At 59.6% G+C, this 17,831-nt stretch carries 18 protein-coding genes; 7 read left to right on the plus strand and 11 right to left on the minus strand.

Going from position 1 to position 17,831, the window contains the following annotated elements:
* Position 1: 1 nt before the first annotated feature.
* Positions 2-1,639, minus strand: a complete 1,638-nt coding sequence (locus AB5Z02_RS13610; protein WP_368216161.1) for a peptide ABC transporter substrate-binding protein — start codon at positions 1,637-1,639, stop codon at positions 2-4.
* 156 nt (positions 1,640-1,795) lie between these two features.
* Here AB5Z02_RS13610 and AB5Z02_RS13615 point away from each other — a divergent pair, with 156 nt between their 5' ends.
* Positions 1,796-2,695, plus strand: a complete 900-nt coding sequence (locus AB5Z02_RS13615) for a DMT family transporter (RefSeq protein ID WP_368216162.1) — start codon at positions 1,796-1,798, stop codon at positions 2,693-2,695.
* A 19-nt stretch (positions 2,696-2,714) separates the two neighbouring features.
* On the opposite strand, the gene rsuA is transcribed toward AB5Z02_RS13615, so the two are convergent.
* On the minus strand, positions 2,715-3,407 hold the full coding sequence (gene rsuA / locus AB5Z02_RS13620; RefSeq protein WP_069555270.1) for a 16S rRNA pseudouridine(516) synthase RsuA: 693 nt from the start codon (positions 3,405-3,407) through the stop codon (positions 2,715-2,717).
* A 168-nt stretch (positions 3,408-3,575) separates the two neighbouring features.
* Here rsuA and AB5Z02_RS13625 point away from each other — a divergent pair, with 168 nt between their 5' ends.
* Positions 3,576-4,775 (plus strand): HD-GYP domain-containing protein, encoded by a 1,200-nt coding sequence (locus AB5Z02_RS13625; protein ID WP_005350638.1) that lies wholly within the window; start codon positions 3,576-3,578, stop codon positions 4,773-4,775.
* Positions 4,776-4,793: 18 nt separating this feature from the next.
* On the opposite strand, the gene AB5Z02_RS13630 is transcribed toward AB5Z02_RS13625, so the two are convergent.
* Together AB5Z02_RS13630 and fsa are read right to left on the minus strand one after the other, a co-directional pair.
* Positions 4,794-4,973 carry a hypothetical protein gene (locus tag AB5Z02_RS13630; RefSeq protein WP_005344504.1) on the minus strand — a complete coding sequence of 60 codons (180 nt, stop codon included), beginning with the start codon at positions 4,971-4,973 and terminating at the stop codon, positions 4,794-4,796.
* A gap of 131 nt (positions 4,974-5,104) precedes the next feature.
* Entirely contained in the window at positions 5,105-5,758 is a 654-nt protein-coding gene (fsa, locus tag AB5Z02_RS13635; protein ID WP_227273392.1) for a fructose-6-phosphate aldolase, read from the minus strand.
* 128 nt (positions 5,759-5,886) lie between these two features.
* Between fsa and AB5Z02_RS13640 the strand changes: the two genes are divergently transcribed.
* From AB5Z02_RS13640 to AB5Z02_RS13655, 4 genes are all read left to right on the plus strand, one after another.
* A complete protein-coding gene (locus tag AB5Z02_RS13640) occupies positions 5,887-6,783 on the plus strand; it encodes a glycyl-radical enzyme activating protein (protein ID WP_368216163.1) in 897 nt (298 codons plus the stop codon).
* Positions 6,784-6,787: 4 nt separating this feature from the next.
* A complete protein-coding gene (locus AB5Z02_RS13645) occupies positions 6,788-9,220 on the plus strand; it encodes a formate C-acetyltransferase/glycerol dehydratase family glycyl radical enzyme (RefSeq protein WP_368216164.1) in 2,433 nt (810 codons plus the stop codon).
* A 94-nt stretch (positions 9,221-9,314) separates the two neighbouring features.
* Positions 9,315-10,061, plus strand: a complete 747-nt coding sequence (locus tag AB5Z02_RS13650) for a DNA-binding transcriptional regulator YciT (RefSeq protein ID WP_005350628.1) — start codon at positions 9,315-9,317, stop codon at positions 10,059-10,061.
* A 127-nt stretch (positions 10,062-10,188) separates the two neighbouring features.
* On the plus strand, positions 10,189-12,039 hold the full coding sequence (locus AB5Z02_RS13655; protein WP_368216165.1) for an extracellular solute-binding protein: 1,851 nt from the start codon (positions 10,189-10,191) through the stop codon (positions 12,037-12,039).
* A gap of 94 nt (positions 12,040-12,133) precedes the next feature.
* On the opposite strand, the gene AB5Z02_RS13660 is transcribed toward AB5Z02_RS13655, so the two are convergent.
* A complete protein-coding gene (locus AB5Z02_RS13660; RefSeq protein WP_005334204.1) occupies positions 12,134-12,526 on the minus strand; it encodes a DUF2750 domain-containing protein in 393 nt (130 codons plus the stop codon).
* A gap of 159 nt (positions 12,527-12,685) precedes the next feature.
* A complete protein-coding gene (locus AB5Z02_RS13665) occupies positions 12,686-13,234 on the minus strand; it encodes a hypothetical protein (protein ID WP_368216166.1) in 549 nt (182 codons plus the stop codon).
* Positions 13,235-13,479: 245 nt separating this feature from the next.
* Between AB5Z02_RS13665 and AB5Z02_RS13670 the strand changes: the two genes are divergently transcribed.
* Entirely contained in the window at positions 13,480-13,728 is a 249-nt protein-coding gene (locus AB5Z02_RS13670; RefSeq protein ID WP_005334209.1) for a TIGR02647 family protein, read from the plus strand.
* A gap of 4 nt (positions 13,729-13,732) precedes the next feature.
* Here AB5Z02_RS13670 and AB5Z02_RS13675 read toward each other — a convergent pair whose 3' ends face one another.
* The 5 genes from AB5Z02_RS13675 to pdhA form a co-directional block, all read right to left on the minus strand.
* On the minus strand, positions 13,733-14,020 hold the full coding sequence (locus tag AB5Z02_RS13675) for a hypothetical protein (RefSeq protein ID WP_368216167.1): 288 nt from the start codon (positions 14,018-14,020) through the stop codon (positions 13,733-13,735).
* A gap of 90 nt (positions 14,021-14,110) precedes the next feature.
* A complete protein-coding gene (locus tag AB5Z02_RS13680; protein ID WP_005302803.1) occupies positions 14,111-14,320 on the minus strand; it encodes a cold-shock protein in 210 nt (69 codons plus the stop codon).
* A gap of 208 nt (positions 14,321-14,528) precedes the next feature.
* Positions 14,529-15,629, minus strand: coding sequence for a dihydrolipoamide acetyltransferase family protein (locus tag AB5Z02_RS13685; protein WP_139400654.1), 1,101 nt, complete (start codon positions 15,627-15,629; stop codon positions 14,529-14,531).
* A complete protein-coding gene (locus AB5Z02_RS13690; RefSeq protein WP_368216168.1) occupies positions 15,626-16,612 on the minus strand; it encodes an alpha-ketoacid dehydrogenase subunit beta in 987 nt (328 codons plus the stop codon). The genes AB5Z02_RS13685 and AB5Z02_RS13690 overlap by 4 nt, the downstream gene beginning before the upstream one ends.
* Positions 16,605-17,693 (minus strand): pyruvate dehydrogenase (acetyl-transferring) E1 component subunit alpha, encoded by a 1,089-nt coding sequence (gene pdhA / locus AB5Z02_RS13695; protein WP_368216169.1) that lies wholly within the window; start codon positions 17,691-17,693, stop codon positions 16,605-16,607. The genes AB5Z02_RS13690 and pdhA overlap by 8 nt, the downstream gene beginning before the upstream one ends.
* Positions 17,694-17,831 lie beyond the last annotated feature (138 nt).

The raw sequence follows: 17,831 nt of genomic DNA on the forward strand, positions 1-17,831 counted from the left end.
CTCACTGCGGGCTGAAATAGAGATCCTTGGTGGCAATCGTCCCTTTCAAATTCTGGCTGGGCAGTCCCCGCAGGGTGGGATCGACCAGTCTCATCTGATTGTAATGATACACGGGGAGGATCGGCGCCTCCTCAAGCAGCAACTGTTCGGCATGCCGGTAGAGTTCAACCCGGCTCGCGCTGTCCAGCGTATTGGCAGCCTGCTCCAGCAACAGATCAAAGTCGGGATTGCAGTAACCGCTCTCGTTGCGCAGATCCTGACAACGGAAGCTGCCCAACATGGCAGACGGCTCCACGTAATCGCCAAACAGGAAGCTTCTGGCCACCTGGAAATCACCGCTATCCTTGGCCACCTGATAGGCACCCCACTCCAGACTGTTGAGGGTGACCTGTACCCCCAGCTTCTGCCACATGGCGGCAATGGCCATTGCCATCTGCTTGTGGGTTTCTGCGCTGTTGTAGGTAATGCTCAGCTTGAGTGGATTGGCACTGTTATACCCGGCCGCTGACAGCAACGCTGCCGCTTTGACCTGGCGGGTTGGCATATCTTCAAGCGCCACAGGCAATATCACCCGGGGGTAACCTAGCATCTCCGGCAACAGCGACCATGCCGCCTGTTCATCCTGCCCGCTCACCGATCCAATGAGCTGCTGTCGATCAACCGCCATGGAGAGCGCCTGACGCACCCTCACATCCTGCAGTTCGGGTCGCTTCAAATTGAACGCATAGAGATAGGTGCCAAACAGCGGCAAGCCCCAGAGCCGCTCCGGAGACTCGCGCTTCATCTTCTGGTAATAGCCGAGGGAGACCTTGTTGGTGAGCTGGATTTCACCAGCCTCATAGCGCAGCCGTTCGGCATGTTGCGAGGTGATCGGCAGGTAGGTGACCCGTCCGATACGGGTGTGAAGGTCATCCCAGTAGTGGATATTGCGCTCGGCTTCTATCCGCTCGTTTGGCGTCCAGCTTGCCAACCGATAAGCACCATTGCTCACCAGCTTGCCGGGCTCGGTCCACTGCTTGCCAAATTTGGCTATCGCCTTCTGATTGACTGGCACAAAGGGGCGCTGACTGATGAGTTGCAGGAAATAGGGAGCCGGCCGCTCCAGAGTGATTTTCAGGATCTGATCGCTTTGCGCTTCAATGCCAAGATTGCCGAGCTCCAGCGCACCGGCATAGATGGATTGCGCATTGTTGATCCCCGTGGCCAGCAGCAATCCGGCAGAAGGGGAGTTGATGGCCGGATCGAGCAGACGGCGCCATGCATAGACGAAATCAGCGGCCACCAGCGGCTCGCCATTGGACCATTTCAGTTGAGGGCGCAGGAAGAATCGCCACTCCAGCCCATCTTCACTCACCTCCCAGCGCTGGGCCTGAGCAGGAACGATATGCCCCTGACCATCTTCGCTGACCAGCCCTTCAAACAGATCGACCAGTACCGCCTCCCCCGGAAAACCGGAGCGCACCAGGGCCGGATCCAGTGACTCCGGCTCGGCACCGTTGCCCTTGACCAGGGTTTGCCGATCGGCAAGCAGAGGCTGCTGCTCAACGGTGGTAGCATGGGCCAGGGGCCCTGCCAGCACGGCAAGCAATAGCGGGGAGAGCCAGCGTTGCGCCAGCTTGGGGAAGAAACCATACCTCATGACAAAACCTCGAATAAAACCACTGCAGGAGGGGAAGGCCGACGGCGCGCCTGATGAATGCCTGATGCCGCTCTTGTTATCCCCGAAAACGCCCCGTATTGTATCGGGCTTGCCCGGGAGATGGAGTCTTTCGGGTTAATTTTTTCAGGAGTTTTTATGGGTTATGAGTGGCTGGCCCTCGCGTCGGCCAGTTTATGGGCAATTGCAGCGCTAATTTCGGTCAAACCGGCCCGTCATCTCGGCGCATTTGCCTACAGCCGCTGGCGCATGTTTCTGGTCAGCCTGATGCTCGGCACCATGAGTCTGCTCACCGGTGGCTGGCAAACCCTCACCGCAAGCGTCTTGCCCCTGCTCGCCATCTCGGGGCTGGTCGGCATCTTCGTGGGCGATACCGCGCTGTTTGCCTGCATGAATCGGCTGGGGCCAAGACGCAGTGCCCTGCTCTTCTCCTGCCATGCGCTGTTTTCCGCCCTGCTTGGGCTCTGGCTCTTTAATGAACAGCTGACAGGCTGGCGACTGCTGGGGGCCGTGCTGGTCTTTGCCGGCGTGATGCTGGCGATCCTGTTTGGCAGACGCAATAGCAGCAACGAGTGGGAGCAGATCCGTGGCAATCTGGCGCTGGGAATTGGCCTTGGCCTGACGGCGGCACTGTGTCAGAGCGTGGGAGCCATCATCGCCAAGCCGGTGATGATGAGTGGTGAGGTGGATGCGGTGAGTGCATCGGGTATCCGGATGGGCAGTGCCCTGCTGGCCCATTGCGTCCTGCGGCTGGGGCGCTTGCCGCTGGCCATGCCGCTCAAACCGGTCAATCGCCATATCCTCGCCATGATTGCCACCAACGGTTTTCTGGCGATGGGGCTGGGGATGACGCTGATCCTGATGGCGTTGCGGCAGGGCGAGGTGGGCATGGTGGCCATTCTCTCCTCCACCACGCCGGTACTGCTGCTGCCGCTGTTGTGGTGGCACTCGGGGGAGCGGCCATCCATTGCCGCCTGGGCGGGTGCACTGATTGCCACCCTGGGCACGGCGCTGGTGCTGGGTTTCAGCACTCACTGACACCCGGCACCATCCCAGATCAGAACAGGGCAATCTCCTCAACGGTCAGCTCGCGGTATTCACCAGGGGCCAGCTCTTCGTCAAGCGTCAGGCCACCCACCCGTTCGCGATGCAAGCCAACGACCTTGTTGCCGATGGAGGCGAACATCCGCTTGACCTGATGGTACTTGCCTTCGTGGATGGTCAGGCGGGCCTCGCACTCGCCGAGAATTTCCAGCTGGGCAGGACGGGTTTTATCGGTCTCGTTACGCAGGTAGACCCCTTCGGCGAACAGCGCGATTGCATCCGGGCTTACCGGATCGGCCAGCCAGACATGATAGGTCTTGGCACACTCGTGGCGCGGCGAGGTGATGCGGTGGGACCACTGACCGTCGTCGGTCACCAGCACCAGACCCGTGGTATCGAGGTCGAGGCGACCCACTACGTGCAGCTTGCCCATCGCCGGTTCATCCATCAGGAAGAAGACGGTCGGGTGATCCGGATCCTCGTTGGAACAGACATACCCTTCCGGCTTGTGCAGCATGAAATAGCGGTTGCGCTGCTCCAGCGTCAGCAACACGCCGTCAAACTCGATCTGGCTCTGCTCATTGATATGAAAGGCGGGCTGCTTGACCACAATGCCATCCACCATGACCTCGCCCTGACGGATCAGTTTGCCTGCCAGCGAGCGGGTCAAATCGGAACAATCGCACAGAAATTTATCAAGCCGCATTCACAACCTCGGAGTCCAACAAGTAAAGGGGCGTCATTATATCGGGCGGGGGCGACAACGCCACTGTTAAGGGGTTGCCAATTATGACGAACTGGTCATCCGATGTTACACTTCTCCGGTGTGACCCATCCGAACGATACTCATAATAATAAGAGTCAGGAAGCCCTCATGAAGTCTCAAGCATCCTATCCCGTCATTCCCGTCAACCAGCTGAAACCCGGCATGTATGTCATTGCTATCGCCAGCCAGACAGGTGGGATGGAGATCGCCCAGATGGGCTTGGTGACCAGCGTGGCGCAAATTGCCAATCTGGTGCGTCAGGGGGTACTCACGGTACGCATCGACCTAGCTCGCAGCAAGCTGGGCAGTGCCGAAAGTGACGCCGTTACCTCCCCCGACCTCAATGCCAACAGCGCCCAGGTAGGACGCCGTGCCAGTGCCAACGGCGAAGGACGGGAGCTTAAAATCCGCCGCCTCTATCAGGAAGCGCGCGAGCTGCAAGGCAAGTTCATTCGTCACCTCAAAGCGGGTGAGCCCATCGACATCACCCCGCTGGCCGAAGTCGCCGAAGAGATGGTGGACACCATGTTCACCCACGGCGATGCCATGCTCTGCCTGGCCCGTATTCGCGCCAAGGATGCCTACCTTATGGAGCACTCCATGAACGTGGCCATTCTGCTGGCCAACTTCGGCCGCTATCTGGGACTGGAGCGCAGCGTGCTCAAGGAGCTGACCCTAGGTGGCCTGCTGCACGACGTGGGCAAGATCATGACCCCGGACGAGGTGCTCCACAAACCGGGCAAGCTGACCGATGAGGAGTTCGCCATCATGCGTCAGCATGTGGTGCACAGTTACGAGATCCTCAGCAATACCCCGGGCATCACCCCCACCATGCTGGAAGTGGCAGCCAACCACCACGAGCGGCTCGATGGCTCCGGCTACCCGCAGCGACTCAAGGGGGAGCAGCTCTCTCTCTATACCCGGATGAGCGGCATCGTCGATGTCTATGATGCCATCACTGCGGATCGGGTCTACAAAGCAGGTATGCAGCCGACCCAGGCCTTCCGCATTCTGCTCAAGGGGATCAATCAGCACTTCGATGCCGAACTGGTCACCAAGTTCATCAAGTGCATGGGAGTCTATCCGGTGGGAACCCTGGTACAGCTCTCAAACCAGCGCCTGGCTATCGTGATGCAGCGCAACGAGCAGCAGCCGCTCAAGCCGGTGGTCAAGGTGATCTATCACGCCACCCAGCGTCACTACCTCGACGTACAGTGGCTGGATCTGGCCAAGTCAGGGGTACAGGAGAGCATCGAAAACACGGTCGACCCCAAAGAGTTTGGCATCAACCTCGCCAACTTCTTCTAAACCTCTCACCTCAGATATTCATGATTGGCGCTGGCTGTCGAGCCAGTGCCGGATCAGAAACTCCTCATCCAGCGGCGAGAGATCAAAACGCAGGCTGGCCTCTTCAATGGCGGCGATATCGTGCTGGTGATGCTCGCTGAGCCAAAGCACCGCACGACGCAAATCTTCACCATGGGGGAGCAGCAAATGGTCGCTCATGGGATACCTCCGGTAGACTGCAGGGCGGCCAGCGAATGTAGCCACCTCTTTCCAGTCTAGTCGGTCAATCCCCATCACCCGCGCTTCTTCACCCTCCCCCCTCAATCACGGCAATCAGCTTGTCACCGGGATCAGCGACCGAAGGCGCGCTGCCAATCCTGATCGAACTTCACCAGCGCCGCATCCACCGCAGGCACGTTCAGCAGCTGCTCCGCCACATCGAGCGGCAAGGTGATCGATTGGCAACCGACCAGCAGGCAGTCGAGCGCTTGGCGCGGGGTACGGAATGACGCCGCCAGCACCTTGCTGTTCGGTGCGTGCAGCGCAAGCAGCTGTTGCAACTCCTGCACGGTGGCAATGCCATCGCCCCCCTGGGCATCCAGCCGGTTAACGTAGGGCGCGACATATTCCGCCCCCGCCACTGCCGCCAGCCAGCCCTGCAGCGGGGTATAGACAGCGGTGCCCAGGGTCGGCACACCGTTGGCGGTCAGGCTCTTGATGGCTGCCAGCCCCTCTGCACACACCGGGATCTTGATCACCAGATCCGGGTCCAGTTCACGCAAGGCAAAAGCCTCGCGCACCATCTCGGTTTCGGTTTTGGCCATCACCTGGGCAAACAGGCGCGCCTTGGGCCCCAGTACGTCGCGCAGGGCGGGCAGCAGCTCACAGAGCGGCAATCCACCGGCCGCGGTAATGGAAGGATTGGTGGTGACACCGGCCAACGGCAGGATCCGTGACCAGCGACGCACTGCCGCCACATCAGCGGTATCGAGATACAGCTCCATCTCTGACTCCTTAACGGGATGTTCAATTTGTCGCCATTCTAGCGATAAAACATCTGCAAACAGCTTGATCGAAATCAAGTCAACTTTCGAATGAAAGCAAATAGAATGCAAATACAAAAGGAGGCGGTATGATTTTCGACCTGCAACGATATTCAACTCACGATGGCCCCGGCATTCGCACCCTGGTGTTTCTCAAGGGGTGCTCGCTGGCCTGTCTGTGGTGTCAAAACCCGGAAAGCCGCTCTCCCAAGCCGGACATACTACTCGACCGGCGCCAGTGCATCGAGGGATGCCAGCTATGCAGCCAGGCTTGTCCGGCAATCTTGCGTGACAGCGAGGGCATCCAGCTCAGCCGTTCTGCCCTCAAGGCCGGCGATATGGAACGGCTGCGCGGCCTCTGCCCAAGCGAAGCGCTGCAGGTGTGCGGCCGCGATGAAACGCTGGACACCCTGATGGACACCATCCTGCGGGACCGTCCCTTCTTCGAGCACAGCGGCGGTGGCGTCACCCTCTCCGGTGGCGAGCCTTTTATGCAGCCCGAATTTGCTGCCAACCTGCTGGCCCGCTGCAAGGCCGAAGGGCTGCACACCGCAGTTGAGAGCTGCCTCCATGTGCCCTGGCACCAGATTGAGCCAAGCCTCCCCTCATTGGATCTCGTGCTGGCGGATCTCAAACACGTGGATAAAGAACGTTTCTTCCACTGGACCCGCGGCAAGGTGGAGCTACCCATCGCGAACCTCAAACGCCTCGCCGAGCACGGCGTGCCGATGCAGATCCGGGTGCCGCTCATTCCCGGCTTCAATGCCGACCGCGCATCGATCGAAGCTATCACCGACACCGCAGCCAGTCTCGGCACGGTGCAGGAGATCCACTTCCTCCCCTACCACACGCTGGGGATGGGCAAATATGCCCTGCTGGATCAGCCCTATCTGGCGCCGGACACACCGCTCGACGATCCCGATTTACTCAGCTTTGCCCACGCATACGCCCAACGTCAGGGGCTGACCCCTGTGACCAGAGGATAAGATCATGACCCAGCTCGACCTCAATACCCTCAGCCCGCGGATCCGCGCCCACAAAGAGAGCCTGATCCACATCGTTCAGCCGCCGGTCTGTACCGAGCGTGCCCGCCACTACACCGAGGCCTATCAGGCCCATCTGGCCCGGCCGCTGCCGGTGCGCCGCGCCCTGGCGCTGGCTCATCACCTCAAGGAGCGCACCATCTGGATCAAGCACGACGAGCTTATCGTCGGCAATCAGGCCAGTCAGGTACGGGCGGCGCCGCTGTTTCCCGAATACACGGTGAGCTGGATTGAGAAGGAGATCGACGAGCTGGCAGACCGTCCCGGCGCCGGTTTTGCAGTCAGCGAAACCGACAAAGAGATCATCCACACCCTCACCCCCTTCTGGCGCGGCCAGACGGTGCAGGATCGCTGCTTCGGCCTCTTTACCGACGAGCAAAAAGCGCTGCTGGAGAGCGGCATCATCAAGGCCGAGGGCAACATGACCTCGGGAGATGCCCACCTCGCGGTCAACTATGAGGAGCTGCTCACGCTGGGTCTCGATGGCTTCAAGGCCAAGGTGGCCGAGCGCCGCAGTCGGCTGGATTTGGCGGATTGGGCCGATCTGCAGCGCGAGCAGTTCCTGCACGCCGTCGCCATCACTCTGGATGCGGTCAGCGCTCACATCGCGCGCTACGCCGCACTTGCCCATGATATGGCAGCACAAGAATCTCGCCCCGAGCGCCGAAACGAGCTTGAGACCATCGCGCTCAACTGCGCCCACATCGCCCACCAGCCACCCGAAACCTTTTGGCAGGCACTGCAGCTCTGCTACTTTATCCAGCTCATTCTGCAGATCGAATCCAACGGCCACTCGGTGTCGTTCGGCCGGATGGATCAGTACCTCTATCCCTGGTATCGCCGCGAAGTGGAGCTGTCAGAATCCCTGTCTCGCCCCCGCGCCATCGAGCTGCTGCAAGGGTGCTGGCTCAAGTTGCTGGAGGTGAACAAGATCCGCTCCGGCACCCACTCCAAAGCCTCCGCTGGCAGCCCGCTCTACCAGAACGTCACCATTGGCGGCCAGAACTGGCGGGATGGCAGTGCCCATGACGCAGTCAACGGCCTCTCCTACGCGATTCTGGAGTCCTGCGGCCAGCTGCGCTCCACCCAGCCCAACCTCTCGGTGCGCTACCACGCCGGGATGAGCGAGGATTTCCTCGACGCCTGCATTCAGGTGATCCGCTGCGGCTTCGGCATGCCCGCCTTCAACAACGACGAGGTGGTGATCCCCGAGTTCATCAAGCTCGGGGTGAGCGTGGAAGATGCCCACCACTACGCCGCCATCGGTTGCATCGAGACCGCCGTGCCCGGCAAGTGGGGCTACCGTTGCACCGGCATGAGCTTTATCAACTTCGCCCGCATCCTGCTGGTCTCCCTTGATGGCGGCCGCGATGCCACCACCGGCAAGGTCTTCCTGCCCCAAACCCAATCGCTGCGAGACGGTAACTTTGGCAACTTTGACGAGGTGATGGCCCGCTGGGATGAGCAGGTGCGCTACTTCACCCGCAAATCCATCGAGATCGACTGCGTGGTCGACAGCGTGCTGGAAGCCCAAGCCCATGACATCCTCTGCAGCACCCTGGTAGATGACTGCATCGAGCGCGGCAAGACCATCAAGGAGGGGGGCGCCGTCTATGACTGGGTCTCCGGTCTGCAGGTGGGGATCGCCAACCTCGGTAACAGCCTGGCAGCCCTGAAGAAACTGGTGTTCGAGCAGGGCGTGGTGGAGCAGCAAGAGCTGGCTGCCGCCCTGGAGCAAGACTTTGCAGGGCTCCAGGGCGAGCAGTTGCGCCAGCGCCTCACCAACGCCGCCCCCAAATATGGCAACGATCTGGACGAGGTTGACCTGCTGCTGGTGCAGGCTTACCAGAGCTACATCGACGAGCTCAAGGGGCTGCACAATACCCGCTTCGGCCGTGGCCCCATCGGCGGCACCTACTATGCCGGCACCTCCTCCATCTCCGCCAACGTGCCCTTCGGTGCCGCCACCATGGCTACCCCAGATGGTCGCCATGCCCGCACGCCGCTGGCGGAAGGGGCCAGCCCCTCCTCGGGGTCGGATCGTCTCGGCCCGACGGCAGTATTCAACTCCATCGGCAAGCTGCCCACGGCGGCCATTCTCGGCGGGGTGCTGCTCAACCAGAAGCTGAGCCCGGCGAGCCTTGAGAACGAGAGGGACAAAGCCAAGCTGATGAGCCTGCTACGCACCTTCTTCGAAGTGCACAAGGGGTGGCATGTGCAGTACAACATCGTCTCGCGGGAGACCCTGCTGGCAGCCAAGGCCCATCCCGATCAGTACCGGGATCTGGTGGTACGGGTGGCGGGCTATTCAGCCTTCTTCACCGCCTTATCCCCGGATGCGCAAGATGATATCATCGCCCGCACCGAGCACAGTCTCTGACGGGGCGCACCCATGGCGCCAGTGACGTCATATGATTGGCAAGCCACCCCACGGGTGGCTTGCCGCTATCCAACACCTTCTATGTGAGCGCACCATGAATCCACGCCACCAACTGATCCTCACTCTGGTCCATCAGGCTCGCAAGATGAGCGTGAGTGAACTCTCCCGGCACACAGGCGTGTCTGAGGTGACGGTGCGCAACGACCTCACCGCGCTGGAGAAACAGGGACTGCTCAGACGGGTACACGGCTCGGCCATGGCGCTGGAGACCGATGACCCGGATGCCCGGATGAACATCAATTACCTGCTCAAGGAGCGCCTCGCCGAGCGAGCCGCCCAGCTGGTGGAAGATGGCGAGACGGTCTTTATCGAGGGGGGCAGCGCCAACGCCATGCTGGCGCGCCATCTAGCCTTGCACAAACGGGTCACCATCATCACCATCAGCAGCTATATCGCCCATCTGCTCAAAGACACCCCAGCTCAGGTGGTGCTTCTCGGCGGGCTGTTCCAGCATCAGAGCGAGAGCGTGGTGGGGCCGCTCACGCGCCTCTGCATCGAGCAGGTGCACTTCTCCAAGGCCTTTATCGGGGTGGATGGCTTTCATCCCGAGATGGGTTTCACCGGCCGCGACATGATGCGGGCCGACGTGGTCAACAGCGTGCTGGCCAAGGGGATGACCAATGTGGTGATCACCGACAGCAGCAAATTTGGCGCCATCCATCCGAGCCAGCTTGGCGCCCCGGGCCAGATCAACGTGCTGGTTACCGATGATGCCCTGCCCGCCCCCATGCGGGCCGCCATCGCGGCCAAGGGGATCACCCTGCACTGCGTCGCGGCCTAGGCCGCCCGCTAATTCACGCTATTTCATTGACCTGACAGGATAAAATTTTCATGATGAGCCAGTCCCCATCGGGACTGACATCATCAGAGCGTGATCTGCAGGAAGCAGACTTCAGGAGAGCAAGGACATGCCATCGACCATCACCGCCGGGGAGCGCCGACTCCCCCCTATCATTCGCGCCACCGCCATCACCCTGACCCTGTGCTGGAGCCCGTTTGGCTGGAGTGCCACGCTGCCCGCTGACTTGAAGTGGGAGAGCAACAACCAGGATCCTCTCTATGCCGATCCGGCCGCCAAGCGCGGCGGCACCTTTCGCACCTTTATGACCAGCTTCCCCCTGACCTTGCGCAAATATGGCCCCGACTCCAACGGCGGCTTTGCCGGTTACGTGAGAGAGAGCAACCTGCCACTGCTGAGCACCCACCCCGTCACCGGCAACCCCATGCCGATGCTGGCAAACGAGTGGGCCTTCGGCGCCGACAACAAGACCCTCTATTTTCGCATCAATCCCAAAGCGCGCTGGTCAGACGGCCAACCGGTGACCGCCGATGACTGGCTCTTTACCCTCAAGATGATGCGCAGCAAAGAGATCAACGACCCCTGGTACAACAACTACTACAGCACCCAGATAGCCGATATCACCAAGTTTGATGATCACACCCTGGCCATCACCAGCGGTACCGAAAAGAGCCGCCAGGATTTGCTCGAGTCACTGCCCATCAGCCCGGAGCCGAGCCACGCCATCAAGCTCACCGCCAACTGGGTCAAGGAGTACAACTGGAAGGTGTTGCCAGTCACCGGTCCTTATCAGATCGATCAGGTGAAAAAGGGCAAATCGGTCACCTTCAAACGGATTGAAAACTGGTGGGGGGATGACGAGCGCTACTTCCAGCATCGCTTCAATCCTGCGCGGATCGAGATCAAGGTGCTCAGGGATCTGAACATCGCCTGGCAGCACTTCCTGCGCGGCGATCTCGACACCTTCCCGCTGGTGATGCCCAACTGGTGGCACGACAAGACCAAAACCGCGGAGTTCGAGAAGGGTTATATCGCGCGTACCTGGTTCTACAACCAGACCCCGCAATCGCCAATGGGGCTCTATCTCAACACCGCCGATCCGCTGCTGAATAATATCGATGTGCGGCTCGGGATCCAGCATGCCCTCAACCTCGACAAGATGCTCACCACCCTGCTGCGGGGGGATTACCAGCGACTCAACAGTTATGGCTCAGGTCAGGGTGAGTTTACCAACAGCGAGATCAAGGCCCGTCCGTTCGATCCCAAACTGGCACGGGAATACTTTGCCAAGGCAGGCTTTAACAAAGTGGGGCCGCAGGGGATTTTGCAAAACGACAAGGGGCAGTCACTGACCCTCGCCATCACCTACACCACCGCGGAACACGCCCAGCGGCTCACGCTGTTGCGGGAAGAGGCCAAGAAGGCGGGGCTTAATCTGGAGCTCAACCTGATGGATGCCTCGGCCGGTTTCAAATCGATGCTGGAGAAAAAACACCAGAGCGCCTGGATGGCCTGGGCGGGTAGCCGCTATCCCGCCTATTGGGAGTTCTTCCACAAGGTCAACGCCAACAAGCCCCAGACCAACAACATCATGAACATCGATGACGATGCCATCACGGCTCTGGTGGAGCAGTATGACAAGGAGTTCGACTTTGCCAAAAAGGCGGCCCTGTCACGGCAGATCCAGCAGCGGCTCTATGAGCTGGCAAGCTTCGTCCCTGCCTATCAGGTGCCCTACACCCGGGAAGGCGCCTGGCGCTGGATAAAACTGCCAAAAGTACCTGCAACACCCAAGAGCGAGCAGCTTTACTGGCCTCTTGGGGGCGACAACAGCGGTTACAGCTATGGCGGTCTGCTATGGATCGATGAAGAGCTAAAATCCGAGACCAGGGCAGCCATCAAGAGTGGCAAGACTTTCCCGGCCGAGCCTATCATCGACACCACTTATCGCCAGCCCTGATTGCATCAGCCCATCGGCAAAAGTCCTTAAAACAAAAGACCCCGCCAGATAGCGGGGTCTTTGTTGGCAACCGGTGTTGCGAATAGCTCGGTGATCAGCCGCGCTTGGCCTGCTTCTCGGCAATGGCGTCAGCCACGTCGGCCGGCTCCAGTACGATGCCTTCCTGATCCGGGGTCGGGAACACGGCAACACACAGCTCATCCTGCTCCATACCGTCAACCCAGCGCTCCAGCCACACCTTGAGGGTGATGGACTGCGGCTTGCAATCGGCCCACTCGCCTTCGGCCCACGCCTTGGCGTACTCCGGGTGCGGCCATACCGGGATGCAATCTTCATCGTCGGTGGTCAGCATCATGACGCCATGCTCGTCAGTCAGGACGAACAGCTCTTCATGCTCGACCAGCTTGCTGATGAAGTGATCGTAACGGTAATCAGCGTTCAGTTGCAGCGCGGCATTGCGCTCGGTGTCGCTCAGTTCATAGCTCATTGGCCAAGTCTCTCTCTCGATAAAGGGCGCCATGTTCACATCTTGTCGTCAGCTTGTCCAGCTTGCAGCCCCTTGGCACCGGATGGGGAGGGCAATGACGCAAATAAGGATAGAGCAGCCTCCTCGATAGCGAGACCGCCAGCCATCATATTGCCCCTTTTACAGCGCAGGGGTGATCAGCTCTACATCAGGCTGCTCGCTCAGCTTTTGCCGCAGCCAGTAGGCGGACTCCACCTCGACAAAGCAGAGCAGATCCCGGCCATTGGCCGCCATCGTCATCAATTGTTCAAAACGCTGCTGTTGCTGTTGCTCCCAGGCGGCAGCAAGTTTCACCCCGTGGGCTTCATCCACCACTTCGCGGCGCAACTCGAACAGGTTATCGGTGATCGGGCTGTTGATCTTGGCGGCGCAGTGCCAGTACATCAGCAGGTTATCCATCATCTCGCTGTCGTAGTTGGCCAGTGCATCCAGCTCGGGTGTATCACCGCTGTCGCTGGCGGCAAAATCACACCAGCCCGCATCGAGTGACGCCAGCTCATGAGCCCCCTTGGCATGCTTGCGTAACAGCGCAATGTCGGCCCCCTTGCGTGCAGGTAACCACACCTCGCCCTGATGGGCATCCAACAGGGACGTCAACGAAGCAGCGGGGTAAACCGGAAAGCGGGCACAAAGTGAATGCAGCAGGGATACCAGAGTGATCTTGACCATGAGCGATACCTTGAACAGGGCGAACAGCCACCAATAGACCGTCCGATATAAAGAAGTGCCCTATCCTACCACGTTTGGTCCGGCTCGGCCCTTGGCGAAGCTGTCAGCCAACCATCTGATTACGCCGAAATAAACAGCATTTGAAACGCAGCATCCAGCCAAAGATCAATAATTTGAGCCAGCGCCCACTAAAGTGGATCCGGGGATGCTAGTTTGCATACATCTTTAGCGTAAGGAGTAACTCCATGATTGGGATCGACCAGGTTTCTAACGAATTCGTGAACGATTTGAAAATACTGGCATGCTTTGATCCGGCCAACATGAGCCTGGGGATTAAATTACGCAGCGATATGTCTGAAGAGTTGTGCCAGGCGGCAGCCCGTCTGCATCAACAGGGGCTCATCAGCGCAGAAGATGGCGGCTATCTCACCCCGTTTGGCATGACCATGGTTGAACACCTGCAACATCTGCTGGTTGCACTCAAACCGCTTTGACCGGCTATGGTGACCAGAGGGAAAAGTTGAGTAGCTCCCAGCGCTCCCCTTGGTGAAGATGACAGGCAAACAGCAAAGGACCTTCGGGTCCTTTTACTTTGCCATCCACCAGCCACTCCCCCTCCCTTTCAGGCACCAGTCGCGCATTCACCTCATCGGGTTGCAGCGCCGCGCCCATCCGGACCTGGACAAATTGCTGACAGCTCACCTGTGCTTCCATCGCGGATTGCACAGGTACCGGCGCATCGGACGTCGGAGTCAAGGTGGCAGCAAGCAGGAGCGATAGCAGCATGATTCAGCACATGGGAGTCAGTAGCAGAAGCCAGATAAACAAAAAGCCGTGGCACCAGAGGTACCACGGCTTTCTTAAATTCTGTAAGAATTACAGAGCGGTTACGTTCTCAGCCTGCGGGCCTTTCTGACCTTGGGTCACAGAGAACTGTACGCGCTGACCTTCAGCCAGGGTACGGAAACCGTTACCTTGAATGGCGCTGAAGTGAACGAAAACGTCCGGGCCGTTTTCTTGCTGGATGAAGCCAAAACCTTTGGTTTCGTTGAAAAACTTAACGGTACCGGTGATCATGTTAGACATATCTTTTAAACCTGTATTCAAAATAATTACTTATGCTTTTCAGCGGGTAAAGCTCAAAAAACGGGATTAACTTATGAACAACAGGACAAGATGTGAAACATCGTATTCATTGACATAACTATCGCCCTTTCAAGCTGGTTTGGATTATACGTGGCTTTGTAGATTACGCAAACAAATTTGTGCCCTGCCAACGGCAGGGCACAAACCGTTATAAGGTGGCCGCTTCCAACGCTTCGACCAGCGCTCTGAGAAAACGAGCCGCCTCCCCGCCAGTACAGGCTCTGTGGTCAAATGTCATCGACAGCGGCAATGCCCTGACGGGACGCGCTTCACCATGGATGAACACCACTTTTTCGAACAGTTTGCCTGCCCCTATGATGGCCACCTGCGGCGGCGTGACGATGGGGCTGGCATAACGGCCTGCGATGGCACCGAAGTTGGTGAGCGTAATGGTCGCCCCCTGCAACATCTCGCGCGGCACGGCGCGCGCCTTCACATCGGCGATCATCCGATCCAGCCCTTGCCGGATATCTGCCCCCTCCCGCTCGGCCACGTTCTCCATCACCGGCACATAAAGGCCATGCTTTGAATCCACCGCGATGGCTACATTGACCTCTTTGAACAGCCGCCGTGACAGGGTGTCGCCATCAAACCAGGCATTCATCGAGGGCTCGGCGCGGCACGCCACGCCAATGGCCTTGATAAGGCGCACCGTCACATCCTCATCAGGGCGCCAGTGACGCAAATCCACCTCATCGGTGATGCTGACCGGCACCACAGTCTGATGAGAGAGCTCCATCGCCTTGGCCATGGCCCTCCGCGACCCTTTGAGGAATTCGTTGCCACTGCTCTGCTGTGACTCGAATGCCTGCTGCACATCCAGCTCGGTCACCATGCCGCCGCTGCCACTTCCCTTGATCCGGTCGATATCCAGACCCAGTTTTTGTGCCAACAGTCGCACCGCAGGCATGGCTTGCACCAGCGATCCCCCCGGGGCAATGGCCCCCACCACGAAGTGATCCTCGATATGTTGCTGATGGGCGCTCACCTTGCCCACCACGGTGCCATCATCCTCCCCTCCCTCGAACTCCACCAGCGGCGCACCGATATGGAGGATATCCCCTTCGGCGCCGCAGAGACGGGCGATCACTCCGGCCACCGGAGAAGGCACATCCACCAGCGCCTTGGCCGTTTCCACCGACAAGAGCACCTGATCGACCGTAACGGTATCACCGGCGCTCACCTTCCACTCGACGATCTCGGCTTCGGCCAACCCTTCACCCAGATCCGGTAATTTGAAAAATTTCATAGCCACTGGTTCTCCATCAGCTGGTGAGCGGCATCGGCGATATCCTGCTCGGTGATGAGGTAATACGCTTCGTTGCGATAGTAGGGAACGGCGGCATCCACGCCGGTCAGCCGCTTGGGCGGCGCCTTGAGGCTGGGGAGTGCCTGCTCGGTCACCCGCGCCACAATTTCGGCCCCGACTCCGAAGCTGCCACACGCCTCGTGTACCACCAGCAACCGGCCGGTCTTGCGCACCGAAGTGAGAATGGTCTCAATATCCAGCGGCTTGATGGTGGCCAGATCCAGCACCTCGCACTGGATATCCTGCTCGGCCAGCAGCGTCGCCGCCCGCATCACCTCCTGAATAGAGGCGCCCCATGCCACTACCGTGATATCCCGGCCCGGGCGCAGGGTGAAGCAGACATCCAGCGGCAGGCCGACACCGTCATCCACCACCTCGGATTTCATCGAGCGATAGATGCGGTCCGGTTCGAAAAACATCACGGGATCCGGATCGCGGATGGCCGAGAGCAGCAGGCCATAAGCACGCCTCGGGCTGGAGGGGATCACTACCCGTAGACCGGGAATATGAGCAAACAGCGCCTCGACACTCTCGCTGTGATGTTCAGGCGAATGAATGCCCGCGCCATACGGGGAGCGATAGACGAGGGGACAGGAGAGGCGGCCACGGGTGCGGTTTCGCATCCGCGCCGCCTGACAGATGATCTGCTCCATCCCGGGAAAGATGAAGCCTTGAAACTGGAACTCAGCCACCGGCTTGAGCCCCTGGGTCGCCATGCCGACCGCCACCCCGGCGATCAATCCCTCGGCCAGCGGCGTGTCGATCACCCGCTTGAAACCGAACTTGTCGCGCAGCCCTACGGTGGCGCGAAACACCCCGCCGTTGACCCCCACATCCTCGCCCAGTACCACCACATCCGGGTCGTGCTCCATCTCGTAGTGAAGGGCCATGTTGACCGCTTCCAGCAAACTGATCTCACTCATGGCCAACCTCCTGCTTCATCCCCTTGGCAATCACTCGCTCGCGCTGGGGCAAGAGTTCGGCGGGCAGTCTGGCGTAGTGATAATCGAGCATCGCCTCCGGCGGCTGGGGCGCCATCGCCTCATAGCGGGCGACCGCCTGTTCGACCTCCCGGGTAGCCTCCGCCAGCAGGCTCTGCTCCTGCTCCTCATCCCACCAGCCCTGGCTGTGCATAAACTGGCGCAGCCGCTTGACCGGCTCTTTCGCCCAGGCGGCCTCGACCTCGGCCCCATCGCGATAGCGAGTGGCATCGTCGGCCGTGGTGTGATCGCCGAGGCGATAACTGACCGCTTCTATCAGGGTCGGCCCCTTGCCGCTGCGGGCCCGTTCGACGGCATTGCGCGCGGCATCGTAGACCGCCACCACATCGTTGCCATCCACCTGCAGGCTGCGCACCCCTGCACCAATCCCCTTTTGGGCCAGCGTAGGAGCGCTCGATTGCAGCTTGCGCGGCACCGAGATGGCCCACTGGTTGTTGTTGACGATGATGACCATCGGCAGATGCCAGACCCCGGCGCAGTTGAGCCCCTCCAGAAAATCCCCCTTGGAGGTGCCGCCATCGCCGATAGTGACTACGGCGACACGCGGTTGATTACGCAGTTTGAAGACAGAGGCAATACCGCAGGCGTGGGTGATCTGGGTGGCGATGGGGACGCAGATGGGGAGATCTTCAGAGGGAGTCCCATCTGGTTTGAGAAAATAACTCCCCCGCTCGTCACCGCCCCAATATTGCAGGTTTTTCTCCATCGGTACGCCCCGCACATAGAGGGTGGGCATGTCCCGATAGTAGGGGACGTAGACATCCTGCGGCTGCATGGCCAGACCAATGCCAATCCCCACGGCTTCTGCGCCGAGATGGGAGGGAAAAGTACCGAGTTTGCCGGTTCGTTGCAGCGCAATCGCTTTTTTGTCATAGCTGCGCACCATCACCATATTGCGGTAGAAGGTGTGCAGTATCGCCTTGTCCAGCCAGGTCGGTAAGGTGGCGACCGGGCACCCTTCCGCATCGAGGTAACGAAGGAAAGGGATGTCGACATGGGTCATAACTGGCTCCTTGCCGTTGAGAGCGTCACCGATGCTGGTGACACCTAGATGTAAATACCTTGTTAAATAAAAAGCAAAGGAATTTACTCAGGTAAGACCAGTAGAAACTTCTTTAAAGTAGCGAAGGAGCTGAATTTT

The sequence above is a fragment of the Aeromonas sp. R2-3 genome (assembly GCF_040908375.1).
In the GTDB taxonomy this organism is placed as follows: Bacteria; Pseudomonadota; Gammaproteobacteria; order Enterobacterales; family Aeromonadaceae; genus Aeromonas; species Aeromonas veronii.